This is a genomic window from Leptospira yasudae (assembly GCF_003545925.1).
Classification (GTDB): Bacteria; Spirochaetota; Leptospiria; order Leptospirales; family Leptospiraceae; genus Leptospira; species Leptospira yasudae.
The window spans coordinates 414,867-433,661 of sequence record NZ_QHCU01000004.1 but is presented as its reverse complement, the minus strand read 5'-3'; the positions used below and the strand labels follow the sequence as shown (position 1 = coordinate 433,661).

19 protein-coding genes are annotated in these 18,795 nt (G+C 46.2%); 9 read left to right on the top strand and 10 right to left on the bottom strand.

The window, feature by feature from the left end:
* Nucleotides 1-102: 102 nt before the first annotated feature.
* A complete protein-coding gene (locus DLM76_RS13590) occupies nt 103-639 on the bottom strand; it encodes a hypothetical protein (protein WP_118965514.1) in 537 nt (178 codons plus the stop codon).
* Nucleotides 640-786: 147 nt separating this feature from the next.
* Between DLM76_RS13590 and serA the strand changes: the two genes are divergently transcribed.
* The 4 genes from serA (at nt 787) to DLM76_RS13570 (ending at nt 3,393) form a co-directional block, all read left to right on the top strand.
* On the top strand, nt 787-2,010 hold the full coding sequence (serA, locus tag DLM76_RS13585; protein ID WP_118955786.1) for a phosphoglycerate dehydrogenase: 1,224 nt from the start codon (nt 787-789) through the stop codon (nt 2,008-2,010).
* 134 nt (nt 2,011-2,144) lie between these two features.
* On the top strand, nt 2,145-2,450 hold the full coding sequence (locus DLM76_RS13580; RefSeq protein ID WP_118955787.1) for a PilZ domain-containing protein: 306 nt from the start codon (nt 2,145-2,147) through the stop codon (nt 2,448-2,450).
* Between the two features lie 177 nt (nt 2,451-2,627).
* Nucleotides 2,628-2,834: a hypothetical protein gene (locus DLM76_RS13575; protein WP_118965513.1), complete on the top strand. Its 207-nt coding sequence runs from the start codon at nt 2,628-2,630 to the stop codon at nt 2,832-2,834.
* A 109-nt stretch (nt 2,835-2,943) separates the two neighbouring features.
* Nucleotides 2,944-3,393: a PaaI family thioesterase gene (locus DLM76_RS13570; RefSeq protein ID WP_118965512.1), complete on the top strand. Its 450-nt coding sequence runs from the start codon at nt 2,944-2,946 to the stop codon at nt 3,391-3,393.
* Between the two features lie 117 nt (nt 3,394-3,510).
* On the opposite strand, the gene DLM76_RS13565 is transcribed toward DLM76_RS13570, so the two are convergent.
* The 7 genes from DLM76_RS13565 to DLM76_RS13535 form a co-directional block, all read right to left on the bottom strand.
* Nucleotides 3,511-3,726 (bottom strand): hypothetical protein, encoded by a 216-nt coding sequence (locus DLM76_RS13565; protein WP_010574598.1) that lies wholly within the window; start codon nt 3,724-3,726, stop codon nt 3,511-3,513.
* Between the two features lie 101 nt (nt 3,727-3,827).
* Nucleotides 3,828-5,138: an LIC11996 family lipoprotein gene (locus tag DLM76_RS13560; protein WP_167450769.1), complete on the bottom strand. Its 1,311-nt coding sequence runs from the start codon at nt 5,136-5,138 to the stop codon at nt 3,828-3,830.
* 9 nt (nt 5,139-5,147) lie between these two features.
* Nucleotides 5,148-5,993: an LA_0442/LA_0875 N-terminal domain-containing protein gene (locus DLM76_RS13555; RefSeq protein ID WP_429946423.1), complete on the bottom strand. Its 846-nt coding sequence runs from the start codon at nt 5,991-5,993 to the stop codon at nt 5,148-5,150.
* Nucleotides 5,994-6,256: 263 nt separating this feature from the next.
* Nucleotides 6,257-7,300, bottom strand: a complete 1,044-nt coding sequence (locus tag DLM76_RS13550; RefSeq protein ID WP_429946422.1) for a YncE family protein — start codon at nt 7,298-7,300, stop codon at nt 6,257-6,259.
* 661 nt (nt 7,301-7,961) lie between these two features.
* On the bottom strand, nt 7,962-8,843 hold the full coding sequence (locus DLM76_RS13545; protein ID WP_118965511.1) for an alpha/beta fold hydrolase: 882 nt from the start codon (nt 8,841-8,843) through the stop codon (nt 7,962-7,964).
* 1 nt (nt 8,844) lies between these two features.
* Nucleotides 8,845-9,309 carry a DUF309 domain-containing protein gene (locus DLM76_RS13540; protein ID WP_118955790.1) on the bottom strand — a complete coding sequence of 155 codons (465 nt, stop codon included), beginning with the start codon at nt 9,307-9,309 and terminating at the stop codon, nt 8,845-8,847.
* Nucleotides 9,299-10,834 carry an aldo/keto reductase gene (locus DLM76_RS13535; protein WP_118965510.1) on the bottom strand — a complete coding sequence of 512 codons (1,536 nt, stop codon included), beginning with the start codon at nt 10,832-10,834 and terminating at the stop codon, nt 9,299-9,301. Before DLM76_RS13535 ends, DLM76_RS13540 begins: the two co-directional genes overlap by 11 nt.
* Before the next feature lie 272 nt (nt 10,835-11,106).
* On the opposite strand from DLM76_RS13535, the gene DLM76_RS13530 reads away from it, so the two are divergent.
* The 4 genes from DLM76_RS13530 (at nt 11,107) to DLM76_RS13515 (ending at nt 15,157) form a co-directional block, all read left to right on the top strand.
* Complete coding sequence (locus tag DLM76_RS13530) at nt 11,107-11,787, top strand: succinate:quinone oxidoreductase (RefSeq protein WP_118955792.1); 681 nt, start codon at nt 11,107-11,109, stop codon at nt 11,785-11,787.
* 18 nt (nt 11,788-11,805) lie between these two features.
* On the top strand, nt 11,806-13,719 hold the full coding sequence (locus DLM76_RS13525) for a fumarate reductase/succinate dehydrogenase flavoprotein subunit (RefSeq protein WP_118955793.1): 1,914 nt from the start codon (nt 11,806-11,808) through the stop codon (nt 13,717-13,719).
* Complete coding sequence (locus DLM76_RS13520) at nt 13,719-14,450, top strand: succinate dehydrogenase/fumarate reductase iron-sulfur subunit (protein ID WP_100736761.1); 732 nt, start codon at nt 13,719-13,721, stop codon at nt 14,448-14,450. Before DLM76_RS13525 ends, DLM76_RS13520 begins: the two co-directional genes overlap by 1 nt.
* 305 nt (nt 14,451-14,755) lie before the next feature.
* On the top strand, nt 14,756-15,157 hold the full coding sequence (locus tag DLM76_RS13515) for a nuclear transport factor 2 family protein (RefSeq protein ID WP_147455800.1): 402 nt from the start codon (nt 14,756-14,758) through the stop codon (nt 15,155-15,157).
* Between the two features lie 199 nt (nt 15,158-15,356).
* On the opposite strand, the gene DLM76_RS13510 is transcribed toward DLM76_RS13515, so the two are convergent.
* A complete protein-coding gene (locus DLM76_RS13510) occupies nt 15,357-16,334 on the bottom strand; it encodes a 1-aminocyclopropane-1-carboxylate deaminase (RefSeq protein ID WP_118965508.1) in 978 nt (325 codons plus the stop codon).
* A gap of 64 nt (nt 16,335-16,398) precedes the next feature.
* On the opposite strand from DLM76_RS13510, the gene DLM76_RS13505 reads away from it, so the two are divergent.
* Nucleotides 16,399-16,851, top strand: coding sequence for a hypothetical protein (locus DLM76_RS13505; protein ID WP_147455799.1), 453 nt, complete (start codon nt 16,399-16,401; stop codon nt 16,849-16,851).
* A gap of 63 nt (nt 16,852-16,914) precedes the next feature.
* Here DLM76_RS13505 and lepA read toward each other — a convergent pair whose 3' ends face one another.
* A complete protein-coding gene (lepA, locus tag DLM76_RS13500; protein WP_118955797.1) occupies nt 16,915-18,720 on the bottom strand; it encodes a translation elongation factor 4 in 1,806 nt (601 codons plus the stop codon).
* Nucleotides 18,721-18,795: the final 75 nt, after the last annotated feature.

The following is an 18,795-nucleotide window of genomic DNA, read 5'->3' as shown; positions in this document are numbered from 1 at the left end:
TTCTTTAGTATAAAAACCATTCCACCGCCACCCCCACCCAAAGTTAGGGTGGGCCAGGTTTTACGGAAAGATCCTCGCAACTGCGAAAAAAAGAATCCTGAATTAAAGATTTAGAATATTCAATTTTGCTTGCGCGTCCAGCTTCTCCCGAAGCGACTTCAAAAGCGATTGGAGCCTTGCGATTTCCCCCTTGCTCAAAAGCTGGTTCGTGGTTTTTTCCCGGGACGAAAAGCTGAACGTGATTTCTTTTGCGGCGAGAATCTTCTCGGAGACGTCGGCGGGAACCAAGGAAGAAATTCTCATGGAATCGGAATAATCGGTTCCCACCTTTCTCAAGTTGAACCAGGTTCCGTCGAGTTTCAGGGAAACCCCGATCGGAAAACTTACCTCGAAGGAACTCAAGAAATAATCCAGGTAAACCGTCTTTTCGCCGTTCGGATTCTTATACACTCCCCGAAACGTAAGGGATTTCGTGTCGCCTTGCGAGCAGAAAACGTGAAATCCGGGACAGAGAGGATCGGAATGAAAGAGAACTTGCTCCAAGGCCGGTTCGGGGGTTTGACGGATGGATTCGCTCGAACAGGCGATTCCCCAAACTACGGCGAAAGAAAGAATGAGTGCGGAAACTGAAATTTTCAAAAAGGATCTCCCGGGATTTTTCCCCCAATTTTTCCGGCCTACCGGAGATTTGAAAGAAAATTCCGATCCTCATCCGCGCTGCCGCGCCGCGGGAAAAATTCAATTTTCAGGGAAGCGCACACTTGAAACCCTGGTTAGGTACTACCTATGATTTCATTTCCAAAAGATAAGATCAACGTCCTCCTTCTTGAGAACGTCCACCAGGACGCACACGATATGTTTAAGAAAGACGGTTTCAACGTCCGTCTTCTTCCCGCGGCTTTTTCGGAAAAAGAGCTTTTGAATGAAATCGAAAACATCCACGTTTTGGGAATTCGAAGCAAAACGAACGTAACCCCTCCGGTTCTGGAAAAGGCGAAACGTCTTTTGACGATCGGCTGTTTCTGCATCGGGACCAATCAGGTGGATCTCGCCGGAGCCGAAAAGAAGGGAATTCCGGTTTTTAACGCGCCATACTCCAACACACGTTCCGTTGCGGAACTCGTCATCTCGGAAGTCATCATGCTCGCGAGAAGAGTTCCCGATCATATACGAAACACTCACTCCGGAATCTGGAATAAGATTTCTAAAAACTGTTTCGAGGTCCGCGGTAAAACCTTGGGAATCGTCGGCTACGGCCATATAGGAAGTCAGGTTTCCGTACTCGCCGAAGCGATGGGAATGAAAGTCATCTATTACGATGTGCAAACCGTTCTTCCTCTCGGGAACGCAACTCCCGCGGACAGTTACGAGGAGCTTTTGAGAAACTCGGACTTCATCTCGTTTCACGTTCCCGAAACTCCGCAGACGATGAATCTGTACGGGAAGAAGGAAATTGAAATCACGAAAAAAGGCGCGTATATGATCAATCTTTCCCGTGGAAAGGTGGTCGATCTGGAAGCGTTAGCCGCCGCGATCAAATCCGGTCATATCGCGGGCGCGGGAATCGACGTGTTCCCCGAAGAACCCGAGTCGAACAACGATCCGTTCCTAACACCGATGCAAAACCTGCCTAACGTGATCCTAACACCGCATATCGGAGGAAGCACGGAAGAAGCGCAAAGAAACATCGGTTCCGAGGTCGCAAGCAAACTGCTCAAGTTCGTAAACAACGGATCAACGACATTCTCCGTAAACTTTCCGAACTTGGAAATCACTCCGTTGCCTACCGGACAGTATAGAATTCTCAACGTACACAAAAATCAACCCGGCTTTTTGAAGGACATCAACTCCATGGTTTCCGAAATCGGAGCGAATATCAGCTCTCAGCACTTGGGAACGAGCGCGGAAATCGGATATTTATCCATGGTGATCGACAAGTCCGTCGGAGACGAACTCAAGGAAAAAATCGAAAAACATCCTTTTTCGATCAAAACTCGGATTCTTTACTGAACATTCTGCCTTTGTGCAAAGCAATTTGCCGAAAAGAAAATATAATGGAAATGTAATATAAAAAACATTCCATTGAGAAAGAATTTTTTGAATTTTGCTTGATTGAATGGAACCGAATTTCGTATTATTGTGCCATGCACTATAACAGAATTCCAAACACAATCACCGTCTACCTGAACGAATTAGCCGATCAGAGCCTGCGATTGGCTGATAACATTCTGAAAGGTCTGCTGCACAGAACCGATTCTCCCGTCGAGCCGGGAACGGTTTTGGAACTGAAACTCGGAACGATCAGTCTCTCCGGAGGAATTCAAATTCCGGTCAAAGTGATTCGCTGCGAGAAAATCTCCGGTTCGGAATACGATCTGTATTTGAATTATACGGAACGGGATTTTAACAAGGTTCAAGAAATCGAAGATCTGATTCGCGATCTTTCTTAAAGAAGAATCTTGATTCTTCTTTAAGAAATGTAGGAACTCATACAAGTCTTGAAATGTAGCACAACGTTTCGATTTGTCGGACCAATCACCGCTTTTAAAAACCAATCGACTTTCTAAAGATTCCGACACGCGAGGACTTCCAATCCTCGTGGAAAACCATGGACCGTCCGAATTTTCATGATTTCCTATCCTGGAATGCATCCTGCAACTCCCCTGATGACTACGATCTTCGCCGGTCTCGGAAGGGAACTTCATTTGTTTACGGAAGAATCGCATGCGATCATTCTCGCGGGGGCCATTCTTTCCATTTTGGTAAACCCTCTTCTTTTTACCGCGTTAGGAAGGATCAACGGAAATCTACCGGCCGATCCCGAATCGGCGTAGAATCAAACGTTCTTCACAGGGATGGAAGCTCAGTCGTTCATTCTCAAAAACGAGTCAATGGGCCGCTCAGTCTTGACAGAAATTCCTCGGCTTCGGAATTTAACGATATATGAACGCATTATTTTTAGAATTACCGGAATCGGATTCTCCCGAATTTGCAGCGTATTTCGGATCCAGGGACCGATTTTCTGAAAAGGTAGGTTACAAAGCTCTCTCCGCCAGTCCCGGTAAAAGTGAATACGAGATCGAAACGGACGAATCCTTTTTCAATCCGGTCGGTTCCCTGCACGGAGGAGTTTTGTTTTCGGCGATGGACAGTTCCGCGGGAGCCGCTGTTGCCGCTTGGATCAAGGCGTCTGGTCGAACGTTTAAGTTTATGGCGACCGCAAGTGCGGAGATCAAATATCTAAAAGGAGTGAAATCCGAAAAGATCAAGATCGTTACGGAAATCACCGAACACAAAGGATCCGTGGTAAAACTGTTATCCAAATCCTTAAACGAACAGGACGAAACCGTCGCGGAACTTCATTCCGTTTGGGTCGTTAAATTCGAAGATTGATTCGGTTTCTTCCGCCGATTCTTCCGGACGCGAAGGTCCTTCGCGTCTTTCTTCCGTTTTTCTAATTTAGAATTTTTGAATCCATCGGAACCGTTGATTCAGACGGATTCGATTTTGTTAAGCGACAAAGAATTCGGCGCGGCTGATGCTCGCGAGTTCCACGGCGCTGCTCAAATTTTTGGAAGGGAAATACACGATCTGCTCCCCGACCATTTTACGATTGCGATCCAATTCCACACGAGAACCGTCTTTAAGATGCAGGACGATATCGATCCCGCGGTAGTTGATATATCTTTCTAACTGACTCTTAAACTTTGCACCCTGTTCTTGCATGGAAACATCCTTAAAAATTGTTGAAAGGATGTTCTAGGAGTACGGAGGAAAGTACAAGCTTTTTTTTACGAATGAGACAAAATTTTTTTATGTGAACCTTTTTATTCCGAAGTCAGCGGGATCGTTTCCTGCAAGGTCCAAGTCGCTCCGTCATCCGTGGAAATATAATGTTTCAAACCGTCCCCTTCGATGTTCACAAAGTTATGCAGCTTGTCTCCTCCGGTTGTCGTCGCATAAAACCCAAGGGCGGCCGTCTGACTCGGAACCGGATCAAACGGATAACCCGGCGCCGGCAAGGCTAAAGATGTCTGACTGAGCTGCGTCCAAGTGGCACCCAAGTCGCTACTTTTAAACGCATAGGGAGTCGAATTTCCGCCCGCGTTGGCGATAAACGTGAGATACGAAAACGACCCGTTTACGAAACCTCGAACCGGGTAGATGGAATCGGTGCTCGAGATCGCAGACAACGCTATCGCTTGTTGATACGAGTTTCCCGGAGAAGTCAATCCCCCCATAGAAGTCAAATCCCCGTACGTAGAAGTGATTCTTACAGTACCGGCCCCGTGTTCGAGATAATGCGATTGAGTCCCGATTGGAGAAAGAAAGAAACTGCTCGGACCGGAATTCGTATAAGCGCCGGTTTTATAGTTGGATACGAGAGCGATCGGAGTCGGTCCGCCAAAGGCCGCAATCCCCCCGTTGGTGGAATAGAACTGATACGTGGTACCGCTGATCGAATCCGCACACCAACCCACGGAACTGTTATTGTAGACGTTGGTGCACGAAGTGGGCACCGGACCCGTAATCGTTTGCAGGTTGGTAAAATCGCTGTTCGTATTGTAGCAGGTGGTCGTACTTCCGGACTTTTGACAAAAGACGAGTTTTTCCACCGCGCCGACGTTAAATGGTCCGAAACCTACGATCGGAGCGTCCGGAACCGGAGGAGTAAACTGCGTAAAGGTCAATTTGGTTCCGGCACCGGGAAGACTCAGGCCGACCCAGTAATAATAATTATGAACGCCCGTTGTCTCCAGAACTTCGAAAAGGATCGCGTATTTGTTCGTGATGTTCCCTGCCGTGTAGCCGTAACCCACCATGCTGGTAATTTGTCCGCCGACCATAGGCACGTTCGTCGGAATCATAATCGTTCCGTTCTGACTAGCGATGATCAGATCGATTCTGCTTCGGGAATCATCCGCACCGAAATTTCTGCGCACATACGAAACGTAGACGTCCAATCCCGCGGGTCGAAACGCGGAATACTGATTGATCATAAAGTTCGTGTAGCCGGTCGCCCCTGAAAACAGCGTCCGCAGAATACTCAAATTCCCCGTAGGATCAAATTGACTCTCTTCGAATTTATAACAGTTCAGAAGAAGAGAAAGCATTAGAATAGAATAATATTTTTTCATACGATCCCCTTAAAAAAACCAGTTGTATCGAGCTTCCGCTCTCCATCCGAGAGCGTTGCCGGAGTTCGCGTTCAACGGATTCATTTCTCTCATCGAGTCCAATTGTAACCCCTTTGTTCGAATTGCGCCATCCGGAGTTACTGCGATTTCCTCCTTTTCCCATTCTACACCCGTAAAATACGAATGAGTGAGCTGAATCAAGTAAATCAGGGCGGTCCCGGCCGCCATGATTTGATAGTCTTCGATCGATTTTTTGTAAGCGGATCGTTTATCGCCTACATAAGCTTCTCCGAACAATAGATTTCCGGAAACCTGTCCGTACAACGACGCCTCGTCGTAGGCCGCCTTTTTACTTTCGATCTGTTTTGCGGCAAGTCCCGTCGCAACCACTCCGGTCCAAAACAAGGCTCCGTAAACGATCGCCGTTTTTTTCCGCTCCGCCTTGTAATGACCCCAACCCGGAAGAACAGCGGATCTCCAAACAAGACTCCAACGGCTTCTCGTTCCCGAGGCATTCACCGGCGGTTTGATGACGACCGCCTCCTCTTCGATTCGTTTTTTTTCTTCGGCCGATTTGGCTTCGCGGATTTTCGTCTCTTCTTCCTGGCGGATTCGTTTCGCTTCGTCTTCGTTTACGTCTCGGTAGATGACCTTGAGAATGCTCCGCTTGGAAATCGTCTGTACGCTTCCGTCTGCGGCTCGTACGGTGATTGCCTTTTCGTTTTGACCGGTGACTTCTCCCTTGAGAGAGGTTCCGTTTTTCAGAAGAATCGTCTGCGCGCTCCAGAGAGGCATCGAAAAAAACAGACAGAGGAAGAGAACGGATCGAAATGAGAAAATTGTGAAGCGCTTCAAAAAAAACTCCGCCGGAAAAATTGGGAAAAGGATCCTCCCCTCTTACAAAGAGAACGGATATTCCTTTCCCGAGAATCTTAACGGAGCATAAAGGTTCTTATCAATAACTTTTTGTAGGCGCCGGGTGGTATTCGTCTAATGATTTGCCGTTTGAGTTTTGAAAATTCTAGCATCCGCGAAAAAGTCAGGTCACTGGCATTCCTATTCCGAAAGTAGAATCGCAAATATCGCCTTTTTTTCGTTCCTACTCCAATCCGCCAGAATCAAGGATTGACTATAGTCAAATTAGGATTCGTTCCTGTAGTAAAACTGGAAGCGGCCAGCGTACCATTGATATAATTTCCGTTCGTTGCATTAAAGTAAGTTACCGTATTACTAAAATAGTTTGCAACGTACAAGATGTTGGCGGACGGATTGTATTCGACCCACTTTGGATTGTTTCCCGTAACGAAACTAGAGGCAGCCAACGTGCCGTTGATATAATTCCCATTTGTCGCATTGAAATAAGTTACCGTGTTACCGGTATTGTTCGTAACGTATAAAATGTTGGCGGTTGGGTTGACTGCGGCGCCCCACGGACCGGCACCCGTAACAAAACTGGAGGCGGCCAATGTGCCGTTAATATAGTTTCCGTTTGTTGCATTGAAGTAAGTTACCGTATTACTACCGGAGTTTATCACGTATAGAATGTTGGCGGAAGGATTGTATAGAACTCGGGTCGGACCTGCTCCCGTAACGAAACTAGAGGCGGCCAACGCACCGTTAATATAATTCCCGTTTGTCGCGTTAAAGTAAGTTACGTTATTACTATTAAAGTTCGTAACATATAAGATGTTGGCGGTTGGATTGACTTCAAGACCCCACGACATTCCTCCTAACTGCGTGGCAAAACTGGAAGCCGCTAAAGAGCCGTTGATATAATTTCCGTTCGTTGCGTTGAAGTAGGTAACCGTGTCCGAAATTCGATTTATGACGTATAAGATATTGGCGGATGGATTGACTGCGACCGACAACGCGCTGTTTCCCGTAACAAAACTGGAAGCGGCCAGGGAGCCGTTGAGATAATCCCCATTCGTTGCATTGAAATAAGTTACCGTATTCGAGTTGATATTCGTAACATACAAGAGGTTCGCGGACGGATTGACCGCGACTCCCCAAGGATTTGCGCCTGTAGTAAAACTGGAGTTTGCCAGAGTTCCGTTGAGATAGCTTCCATTGGTCGCGTTGAAATAGGTTACCGTATTCGAATTTTCATTTGTAGCATACAGTAAGTTGGGGGCAACTGTTCCGGAATTTCTGGCATTCAACAAAATTATATCCAACAACAACGTATGCGGGTTACACATTTCGTCCCAGAGCGAACATTCAAATGAAGAACATCGGGTTGCAAAAATTAGAATACAACAGAATACTAAAACGATTTTCATTTTTATACGATAAAAGATCACTACTTTGTCCTCTTCAATTTCAAAGTTTTTCATCCATTAGATTCAAAAGAAATACAACAAACGAAACAAAAATGTATCGTAAGTCAAAACGTCTTTCGAATCAGCCTTTCTTCGTTCGACAGTGAATTTTAGAGGAAAACCATCAATAGTAAAAAAACTGAAACTTGTTCACCTTTATTCGTCTTTATAAAAAAATGATTATATAACAACATTACCAAAATAGAATAAACTCGTAGAAACTCTTCGAAAACCCAAACCTTTCCTTTTGAAAGCATTCAACTTATCATCTGGAGATCAAAATTTCAAGACGCGTCTCACAATCGGTCTTCCATTTGAGTTTGATCCAATTTTGAAAATAGAAGCGAATAGTTGTATTCCGAGATTACGGCTTAAGAAAATTGATCAATACATTTGCTAAGTATCGGAAGGTTATTAAGGAGAAATTTCACTGGCTGCCATGAGTCCAAATCTTTTCCCTTAAACTTTTTATACCGGTTTTGCCGAGGCTCTTAAAAGCGGTTCAACCGACCGCAATCAATCCGTGTTTCGAATAGAATTCGCTTAACAACGACTCGAGTTTTTCGGGTTGGTCGTGATGCATGTTGTGACCCGCGTTTTCCATCTCGATATATTCAAGATGTCTAAAATGGGAAAGAATTTCCTCCCGATTTTCGGGCATCAAATGCGTTTCCTTTCCGTAGATGATCAAGGTCGGGGAATCGATACATTCCCAGAGATGTCTCGTGAGATACGGTGAAAATACGAAGGGAAATCCGCGTTTGTACAAAGGATCGTTTTTCCATTGATATCCTGAATCCGTTTTTTTGGAAAGATAGACCGCAAGATCGCGAACCTTTTCCAAACTCAAACGCGGATAAACGGGCTTTAAACGAAGAGTCAGTTCGTCCACGCTCGCAAAACTCTTATTCTTTCGTTCCTTGGTTCCGACCTCGTTGTTTTCCAACGTGTCGAGCCAGGCTTTCAGACGTTTCTTTTCGAACTCGGGAGATTGAATCGACATGAAGCCTTCCAAACAAACGATGCTCAAAACCCGTTCCGGATAGATTCCCGCAAAACGCGCTCCGATTCCTCCTCCCATCGAATGACCCAAAATATGAAACGTTTCGGGAAGAAATCGGGAAATGAACGTCTTCACGTCTACGAGCGTTTGGATGAAATGATAATTCCCCTCGCGAAGCCAATCGGAATCCCCGTGACCTCTATAATCAAATCGATATATATCGAAATGTTGGGATAAGAACGGGAACTGATACAGAAACGTATCGGACGCGTCCTGAAATCCGTGGAACAAAAGGATCGCGTTGTTCTTTCCGTTCTTATGGATTTTATAGGAAAGATTGTATCCGCCGGATTGAAAAAAGCCGCTTTCGATTTCGCCCATATCAGCCTCTGAATAATTCCCGCCAGTCTTTCGGAAGCCGAGGAATCCTGAAAGCAGAAACTCTTTCTGCGTGAAGTTCGTCCCCGTCGTAAAGACCCAAAATCGATTCCAGATCGGAAATCAGATCTAACGTTACCTTTTTTCCAAGTCCGTTTAACGCGGAAGAATTTAAAACGGATTCCAATTTTTCCTTCGCCTTTTCCGCCTGCATACGCGAGCCGCGTCCGTTGGGTTTCACGTAAATCTTGTGTAATGAAACGGAAAGCTGGATCAACGCCTGCAAAAAAGTTTTTCGAGGTCCGAAATCCTTTTTCCATTGGAATTCCAAAACCTCGTGCGCCTCGAAATACTTTCCCTCGTGAAACAACCGTTCCGCGTTTTGATAAGCGAAGTCGATCGTGAGTTCGGGATCGTTCGTCGAAGTGATATGTTCGAACAGGGCGACGATTTCGGGATCAAACTTCAAAACGTTTCCAATCCTCGATTCGAATCGCGGAAAGAGCGGCCCCGAACGAAAGAACCGCGTCCTCCACATACGTTTTCTTTCTCATTCCGAGCAGCACCGTTCCTTCCCGCAGCGAAGAATGCAGTAGATGCAACGCGATTCCGGAAAGATTCCAACCTTGATACTGCGGATAGTATTTTAGAATCTTCTCATAAACGGAGGTTCGATCCTGAACGTTCTTCTGGAATACGTATTGCTCCAGGATCGGAAGAGCCCTGTTTAAGATCTCGATGTATTCCCCTTGTTTTGCCGGACCGGAGATCGTTTCCACTTGAGAAATCAGCTGCTGCACGATCGGAATCACTGTGCGTTCTAGAAATTGATTCAGATGATCCTGATTCTGAAACTGATCCAAATACGGCTCCGTAACCGAACGAAACGTATATTTGTACGAACCCGCGGGAAGAAGGGAAAGAATCGTGGCTTCCTGCGCATAAATTCCGTTCAATTCTTCTTTTAAAAGATCGAGAATGCCCTCTCCGCTTTTTTTCGGATCATAAGAAAGTCTGAATATACTTCCCGAGTGCGAAATCGCGTTCAAAGGGCGATTGATCAAGGGAAGAAGTCCGTTTTCCCGAATGATTTCCACAAGGCTTTTGCCCTCGAATTGCGGTTCGAGAAAACCGATTTCCAAAAGATTGGCCGGAAACTGAACGACGGCAAAGCCGGATTCTTCAAGACCGAGTTCGTTTTGCACTTCCTTTGCGATCCGCAGAACGCGCAGCAAGGAAGTCGCCGTATATTTCTGCGGATCTTCCGGAAACGTATTGGAAGAAATTCCGTAATAGAGAATTTTACCTTCCTTTCTTTTTTGTTCCAGGAACCGGAAAGCGTTCTTAATTCTTTCGTAATATTGTTCGATCGCCTTTTCTTTCGGAACGTTATGCTTCTCCCGATCCATCAAAAAGTATTCCGGGTTGTGAAGCAGGAACACGTCCACGGTTTCCAGTCCGAGACGTTTCAAAGAACGTTCGAGTTGATCCTCTAAAAAACCCGGATGAACGCAGTGATAACATCCTTCGGAGTAATACGTGATCTCCGGAAATTCTTTGTTTTGTTTTTCCAGTTCGGTTACGATCTGAAGATTTCTTCCTTGGATATAACCGGCCTTCGTGACGAGGAAAACGTCTTCGCGCTTCAATTCTCCCTTTGCGATTTTTTTACGGAGAACCTTTCCGATTAAACTTTCGCTTTCACCGTTTCCGTAATTGGAGGAAGTGTCGATCACGTTGAATCCCTGAGACAACGAAAGCTCCAAAGCGGATTCGTGTTCGGGAGATTCGAGTCCGACTCGGTAACATCCGAACGCGATTCGGGAAAGGGTTCGTCCCCGAAACGTATAATATGGATTTAAAGTTTTCGTATCGTCCGGATATTTTTTTCGAAGGGGAGAATGCTCCGCAAATTCTTTCGTGGCTTGCGCGTTTGACTCGCCTTTCAATTTGTCTTTTTGATACAATGTTTGGAATGGATCGGATGCGTTCATGATCGTTTCTTTCGATTCTCTCGAAACTCCTTCGTTACGCGATGCACAAAATTCTCAAGGGTGTGAATTGGACACAAGTTGGTTTCTAATTGAGAAGGAATCTTAATAACTTTCGATTCCGGTATCAATTTTTTCCGCTCAAAATAAAAATGCTTTTCGTCCCAACTCGCTTTTTTACCCTAATTTAAGAAAGCGGGCTTCAAATCCCATCTTTCCGAATCATTCTAATTTTTCGATGAATTCTTTCCACCAAACAAACAGGAGAAAATGTAATGGATTTTAAGGCTGGATATCTCCGGTCTTCCATCGGGAGAAAAACTCTCGTGGCAGTGACCGGACTCGTTTATTTCGGCTTTGTGGTTGTTCATATGTTGGGAAATCTTCAGATCTTCCTAGGACAAGAAAAAATCAACGCATATGGCCAATCGCTTAGGGACATCGAACCCCTTCTCTGGGTAGCCAGAATCATTCTGATCGTTAGCTTTATCATACACGTTTACTACGCGATAAAACTCTCAATCGAAAACAAACAAGCTCGCCCGGTCGCCTACGCAAAACAGTACACGGTTCAAGCGTCCCTCGCTTCCAGAACCATGGCGCTGACGGGACTTTTAATTTTTTCCTTCATCGTGTATCATCTTCTCCACTTTACACTCGGAGTCACCAATCCGGATCATTTCGCGATGACCGATTCCAAAGGAAGACACGACGTTTTTACGATGGTAATTCTCGGCTTTCAAAATCCGATCGTCGCGGGTTCTTACATCTTCGCGATGGTGCTTCTCGCTTCCCATATCAGCCACGGAGTCGCGAGCGTGTTTCAAACCTTGGGTTTGAGCACTCCCGAATTGAGCGGCAAGATCAAAGCGGGCGCAATCCTTTTCGCTTTGATCATCTTTATTGGAAACACTTCTATCCCGCTTTCGATTTTGCTGGGATACGTTCACCCGTAATTCTTTGGAGAAACTTTCATGAGTTTAGATTCTAAAATTCCAAACGGCCCGATTGAGAAAAAATGGTCCAATCATAAGGCCGACATCAAGCTGGTTAACCCGGCCAACAAAAGAAAATTCAACATCATCGTAGTCGGTTCCGGTCTTGCAGGAGCTTCCGCTTCCGCGACTCTCGCAGAACTCGGTTACAACGTAAAGACCTTCTGCTTTCAAGACAGCCCTCGTAGAGCGCACAGTATCGCGGCTCAGGGCGGGATCAACGCGGCGAAGAATTATCAGAACGACGGGGACTCCGTTCATCGTTTGTTCTACGATACTGTAAAAGGCGGGGACTTCCGTGCAAGAGAAGCGAATGTTCACCGTTTGGCGGAAGTTTCCGTAAACATCATCGATCAGTGCGTGGCACAAGGCGTTCCTTTCGCGAGAGAATACGGCGGACATCTTTCCAACCGTTCCTTCGGCGGGGCGCAAGTTTCCAGAACCTTCTACGCAAAAGGTCAAACCGGACAACAGCTTCTTTTAGGAGCGTATTCCGCGCTTTCGCGTCAGATCGGACTCGGCGCGGTGAAGATGTATCCTAGAACCGAGATGGTCGAGTTGATCGTAGTCGACGGTCACGCAAAAGGAATCGTGGTTCGCGATCTCGTAACGGGAAAACTTTCCACTCACATGGCGGACGCAGTCGTTCTCGGAACGGGCGGATATGGAAACGTGTTCTTTCTTTCCACAAACGCGAAAGGCTGTAACGTAACCGCGACTTGGAAGGCTCACAAAAAAGGCGCCTTCTTCGCCAACCCTTGTTATACGCAAATTCACCCGACTTGTATTCCTGTCTCCGGAGATCATCAGTCCAAACTGACTTTGATGTCCGAGTCTCTCCGAAACGACGGAAGAATTTGGGTTCCGAAAAAGAAAGGCGATACGCGCAATCCTGCGGACATTCCCGAAAGTGAAAGAGACTACTACCTCGAAAGAAAGTATCCGAGCTACGGAAATCTTTCTCCTCGCGACATCGCTTCCCGCGCGGCAAAAGAAGCCTGCGACGCGGGACTGGGTGTCGGAGAATCCGGTCAAGGCGTGTATCTCGACTTTGCGGACGCGATTCGTCGTCTCGGCGAACCGAAGATCCGCGACCGTTACGAAAACCTCTTCCAGATGTACGAGCAAATTACCGGTGAGAACCCATACAAACAACCGATGAGAATTTATCCTGCGGTTCACTATACGATGGGCGGTCTTTGGGTGGATTACAACCTGATGAGCAACCTCCCCGGTCTGTTCGTAATCGGCGAAGCGAACTTCTCCGATCACGGAGCGAACCGTCTCGGAGCTTCTGCTCTGATGCAGGGTCTTGCGGACGGATATTTCATTCTTCCTTATACGATCGGAAACTATCTCGCAGGAGCGGGCTTCAACTCTCGTCCGAGCGAAGATCATCCGGAAGCGAAGAAGGCTCTTTCCGACGCGGAAGAAACCACGAAAAAACTTCTTTCCATCAACGGAAAAAGAACCGTGGATTCTTTCCATAGACAACTCGGAAAACTGATGTGGGACAAATGCGGAATGGCGCGGAACGACAAGGGTCTGAAAGAAGCGTTAGCCGAAATCCCGAAGATCAGAGAAGAATTCTGGCAAAACGTAAACGTTCCTGGAAGCGGAGCGGAACTCAACCAGTCGCTTGAAAAAGCGGGAAGAGTCGCGGACTTCTTGGAATTCGGCGAACTTCTTTGCCTCGACGCACTTACCAGAGAAGAATCCTGCGGAGGTCACTTCCGCGAAGAATACCAAGAAGAAGGAGAAGCGAAACGGAACGACGATAAGTTCTGTCACGCGACCGCTTGGGAATTCAACGGAGTCGGTAAAAAACCAACCGAACACAGAGAAAAACTGGAGTTCGAAAACGTTCACCTCGCTACAAGGAGTTATAAATAATGGATCTGAAACTCAAAGTCTGGAGACAAAAAAGCGGAGAAGAAAAGGGAAAGATCGTAGACTACGATGCGAAAGATATTTCCCCGAACATGTCCTTTTTGGAAATGCTCGACGTGGTCAACGAAGAACTCATCACAAAGGGAGACGATCCGATCGCTTTCGAACACGATTGTCGCGAGGGAATCTGCGGTTCCTGCAACCTGATGATCAACGGACAAGCGCACGGACCGCACCAAGGTGTGACTTCCTGCCAGTTGCACATGCGTTCCTTCAAAGACGGTGATACCGTTTACGTGGAACCGTGGAGAGCCAAGGCTTTTCCAGTCATCAAGGATCTCGTAGTCGATAGAAGCGCGTTTGATCGAATCATCCAATCCGGCGGATTTATCAGCATCAACACCGGAGGAGCTCCGGACGCAAACGCATTACCGATTCCTAAAGTGGATGCGGACGTTGCGATGGACGCCGCGACTTGTATCGGTTGCGGAGCTTGCGTCGCTTCCTGCAAAAACGCAAGCGCGATGTTGTTCGTTTCCGCAAAGATCACTCACCTCGGATTGTTACCGCAAGGAAAAGTGGAACAAAAAGAGCGCGTGAAAAAGATGATCAACGCGATGGACGCGGAAGGTTTCGGAAACTGCACGAACCAATACGAGTGCGAAGCGGTATGTCCGAAATCGATCAAGAGAGATTTTATCCGTACGATGAACCGGGATTACATCCTCTCTTAAACGATCGCAAAAGATTTCGAAAACGGTTTTTAAAGACCTTCCGGTTTTCTTGAAAAAGCAATCCGTTTGCCGCTTCCTGAAAACGAAAGAAGCGGATCTTTAAAAACCAAATTCCGAAAAGCCGCTTTTACAAAGCGGCTTTTTTTATGACGCACAACCCGCCTTGATCGATATAAATGATCTTCCAAAAGAAGAACGAATCGTTCGTTATTCGAAATCATTCATCGGACTGTCAATTTATAGAAACGCGAAACTCCGATTCAAGATTCGGTTGCGATTTTCGGAATCTTTCCGACACTCCGATCATGAATCGATACAGACAAACGATCACGACTTATTTGGATTTACTTTCCAATTTTGCGGTGGAACCGAAGGAATTCGAAAGCGTCCTTCATCCCGAGATATTACAAACGGAATATCCAAACGCTCTCACCAAAAAAGTGACGATCAGCAATTGGGACGACTTATTTCGAAGAATGCCCGCAGGGAAAAATCTCCTAAAACGGCAAATCTTCCGAATACAAAATTATCTCGAAAGCGGCGACACGGTCGTAGTCGAAGCGGATTGGAAAGCTACGATTCGAGCCGACTTAGGACCTTTCAAAGCGGATCAGAATCTCAAGGCGTATTTCTGCATGATCTTCGAATTCAAGGAGAATCAGATCTATCGTCAGAAAAACTACGATTGTTTCGAACCGTTCGCGTAACAAAAGTTAGGACGGCAACGGATTCGAGCGATGAAAACAGAAATTACTTCCACAAAAGAAAATTAAGAAGTCAGCGAGACAAAACGAACCGATCGAAAGAATACCGGAGTCACCGAACTTATCTTTTTTAAGATCGATTCATTCGGTAACGGACCCTCCATCGAGCGAAAAAAAAATTTCGCGATTGCGAGAATCCCCATCAAAACGTTTCGATAAACGGATCTAAAAAATTCAACAGACCGCCTTGATGGATATAAAGCGTGTTTCCTTTCCAGAATCCCGAATCGATTCGTTTTTCAACGGTCAAAAGCGAAATCCCTGAATAGATCGGTTCGATCGGAATTCCTGTCTTCCTGTAAAAAGAATTCGAATATTCTAAAATACGATTGTGCCTAGAACCGAAACCGGAAGAAAATTCCGGGGAAAGAATTTTATCGCCTTCGATCTGAAATCCGTGAAAACCGAGAAATTTCTTCTTTTCTTCGAGCCATTCCATCATCTTCGATCGAGAAAGACCAACGGAGATTCCGTAAATCGGAATCGAATTTCCGAAATACCGGCTTGCTGAAAGCCAAGTCAGCCCCGAACCAAGATCCAAAACGATACGCTCGTACTTCGAAATCTGAATCCGCTCCCAAAGAGAATCGAGACCGATCGCTGCCGCACGGCTGAGCCCGTATTCGGGAATCAAACGAAAGTCCTTCCAAGGAGAATCATTCCGAATGGGAGCTTTGTTTCGCGAATCTTCCTCCGAAAAAAAGTTCTCCGTATCAATCGAATCTGCGGACAGGGCTTTGATTCTCTCTTTCCATTCCCTTCGGGAAGGGAAAATTTCCAATTTGTGAGAATTCCATTTTACGAGGACGGAATTTGCCGTCGTCAAAGACCGATTACGAGCATAAGCGATCGTATGAACCTCATATCCGAAAACGCGAAATAAATAGGAAAATGCGCCGAGCGCGTTGCTATGCAACTCACCCTGAAGTAATACGGAGCGGACTTTTTGTACGTTCAACGCGGAATGAAACCCGAAAAACTTTCGAACCTTGGTTCCGATGCTAAAAGCAAGACGACCGTCGAGCAGGATAAAAAGTCCTTTGCTCAGATCAGGGTCCAATGCGCGGACTTCAATGGGTGAAACGACCGAATCGACAAGAATTTCTTGCAACGTTTTCAAACACGGACATCTTCTTGGGATCCTTCGGCCCTTTCAAAGCGTATTTTATCGATCGGAGATATAAATGAAAAAATATTTACTGCATGTCCCAAAACTTGATTTTACTTCATCACAAAAGTTAAGTTGTACGTTTCTGTATAGGTTCTTAATTCGAAGACTGTTGTTCATGTCCGCAGCGATCTTGGGATTTATAACGGAAGGTTGCATTTCTAAGGAAATCACCCGGCAACAATGTTTGAGATTTGAAATCGGAATGAGCAAAGAAGAAGTCACGAAAATCGTTGGTTTAACGACTACGATCCTTCCGCGATTTGAGGTCATAATCGAGGATTTTTTAAAAGATGAGGGAGGCTCTAACTCCGGAAATTCCCAAATGCACTCCGAACCAGCGGAAATGTGGCGTTTTTCAATCGTTGGACCAAGAATGACCGGATTCGATTCAGAGCCCTTACCTGATCCCGGAATTTGCGAAGTTTTTTTCCAGAACGAAAAAGTTCATCTGATATTGACCTTTTGAGCGACAGCGGGCGTTTCTCTTTCGTCTCAATACCGAACGCCGCTATAAGGACCAATGATATCCTTAATTTCCCGTCTTCAACACGGCCAAGAAGGCTTCTTGCGGGATTTCCACGTTTCCGATCTGCTTCATCCGCTTCTTCCCTTCTTTCTGTTTCTCTAAGAGTTTCTTTTTACGAGTGATGTCCCCGCCGTAACACTTCGCGGTTACGTTTTTGCGAAGCGCTGAAATACTTTCTCGTGCGAGGATCTTTCCACCCACGGCGGCTTGGATCGGAATCATAAACTGATGTCTTGGAATCAGATCCTTCAGCTTTTCGATGATTTCTCTTCCTCTTTGTTCGGCTTTCGTTCTGTGAACGATCATAGAAAGAGCGTCGACGGGTTCTCCGTTTACGAGGATGTCCATCTTCACGAGCTGGGAAGCCTTATAACCGGAAGGTTCGTAGTCAAGAGAAGCGTAACCGCGCGTAAAAGACTTTAGTTTATCATAAAATTCGAAAATAAGTTCGGCAAGAGGAAGTTCGTACGTGAGCTGAACCTTATCCTGAGTCAGATACACCGTATCCAACTGAATCCCCCGTTTGTCCATCGCGAGAGCCATGATGTTTCCCACGTATTCGTTCGGAGTGATGACGGTCGCTTTCACATACGGTTCTTCCGTGGATTCGATCGTGATCGGTTCGGGAAAGCGGGAAGGGTTGTCGATTTCCTCAACGGTTCCATCCTTACTTCGAATGATGTATTTAACCGAAGGAGCGGTCGTGATCAGATCGAGATTGAATTCTCGTTCCAATCTTTCCTGAACGATCTCCATGTGTAAAAGTCCGAGATAGCCCACGCGAAAACCGAATCCGAGCGCGACGGAACTTTCTTTTTCAAACACGAGAGCCGCATCGTTTAACTTGAGTTTTTCGATCGCGTCCACGAGTTCGTCGAACTGTTCTCCGTTGATCGGAAACAAACCGGCAAAAACCATCGGTTTCGCTTCCTTATAACCGGGAATGGATTCCTTCGTCGGATTGGAAAATAACGTAACGGTATCGCCCGTTTTTGCATCGGAAACTTTTTTGATTCCCGCGATGATATATCCCACTTCTCCCGCGCCCAAACTGTCTTTCGGAGTTAAGGTGATTCTGTTGATTCCGACCTCGTTTACCGTGAAGTCTTTGCCCGTGCTCATCATCAAAATCCGATCGCCCTTTTTGATCGAACCGTCAAACACGCGGATCTTAATCACGACTCCCATATACGGATCAAAGTAAGAATCGTAAACAAGAGCTTTGAGAGGTCCGTTCGGATCTCCTTTCGGAGCGGGAATTTCCTTTGTGATCGCTTCTAAAACCGCCTTCACGTTCAGACCGGTCTTTGCGGAAATCGCGACGGCCTTTTCCGAGTCGAGTCCCAGACTCTCTTCGATTTGAACCTTGGTCTTTTCGACGTCGGCCGCGGGAAGATCGATCTTGTTCATCACAGGAAGAATTTCAAGATCCTGCTCCATCGCAAGATATAGGTTCGCCAAAGTCTGGGCTTCCACGCCTTGACTCGCGTCTACGATCAGAAGAACTCCCTCGCAGGCTTTGAGAGAACGCGAAACTTCATACGTGAAGTCCACGTGCCCCGGAGTGTCCAGAAGATTCATGATGTATGTATGTCCGTCGTCTGCGAGATAATCAAAGGTAGCGTTGTTGGCCTTGATCGTGATCCCTCTTTCCCGCTCGATATCCATCGAATCCAAAATCTGATCCTTTTTGGTTCGATCGTTCGTAACTTGACCGATCTCTAAAAGTCGGTCCGCCAAGGTGGATTTACCGTGGTCGATATGCGCGATGATGGAAAAGTTACGGATGAATTGCTGTTTATCAGTCATGAGGGTACAATCCGATGATTTTCGACGAAGGGTTCCCCTGAAAAGCAAAATCCGGGACGGGATTTAAAAATGCGA

What these genes read in the sequence shown, in the direction of transcription:
- DLM76_RS13505 (WP_147455799.1), top strand. Translation starts at nt 16,399, where the DNA reads ATGAAAAAATATTTACTGCATGTCCCAAAACTTGATTTTACTTCATCA.
- DLM76_RS13575 (WP_118965513.1), top strand. Translation starts at nt 2,628, where the DNA reads ATGATTTCCTATCCTGGAATGCATCCTGCAACTCCCCTGATGACTACG.
- DLM76_RS13565 (WP_010574598.1), bottom strand. Translation starts at nt 3,726, where the DNA reads ATGCAAGAACAGGGTGCAAAGTTTAAGAGTCAGTTAGAAAGATATATC.
- DLM76_RS13560 (WP_167450769.1), bottom strand. Translation starts at nt 5,138, where the DNA reads ATGAAAAAATATTATTCTATTCTAATGCTTTCTCTTCTTCTGAACTGT.
- DLM76_RS13520 (WP_100736761.1), top strand. Translation starts at nt 13,719, where the DNA reads ATGGATCTGAAACTCAAAGTCTGGAGACAAAAAAGCGGAGAAGAAAAG.
- DLM76_RS13580 (WP_118955787.1), top strand. Translation starts at nt 2,145, where the DNA reads ATGCACTATAACAGAATTCCAAACACAATCACCGTCTACCTGAACGAA.
- DLM76_RS13535 (WP_118965510.1), bottom strand. Translation starts at nt 10,834, where the DNA reads ATGAACGCATCCGATCCATTCCAAACATTGTATCAAAAAGACAAATTG.
- DLM76_RS13545 (WP_118965511.1), bottom strand. Translation starts at nt 8,843, where the DNA reads ATGGGCGAAATCGAAAGCGGCTTTTTTCAATCCGGCGGATACAATCTT.
- serA (WP_118955786.1), top strand. Translation starts at nt 787, where the DNA reads ATGATTTCATTTCCAAAAGATAAGATCAACGTCCTCCTTCTTGAGAAC.
- DLM76_RS13515 (WP_147455800.1), top strand. Translation starts at nt 14,756, where the DNA reads ATGAATCGATACAGACAAACGATCACGACTTATTTGGATTTACTTTCC.
- DLM76_RS13570 (WP_118965512.1), top strand. Translation starts at nt 2,944, where the DNA reads ATGAACGCATTATTTTTAGAATTACCGGAATCGGATTCTCCCGAATTT.
- DLM76_RS13525 (WP_118955793.1), top strand. Translation starts at nt 11,806, where the DNA reads ATGAGTTTAGATTCTAAAATTCCAAACGGCCCGATTGAGAAAAAATGG.
- DLM76_RS13530 (WP_118955792.1), top strand. Translation starts at nt 11,107, where the DNA reads ATGGATTTTAAGGCTGGATATCTCCGGTCTTCCATCGGGAGAAAAACT.
- lepA (WP_118955797.1), bottom strand. Translation starts at nt 18,720, where the DNA reads ATGACTGATAAACAGCAATTCATCCGTAACTTTTCCATCATCGCGCAT.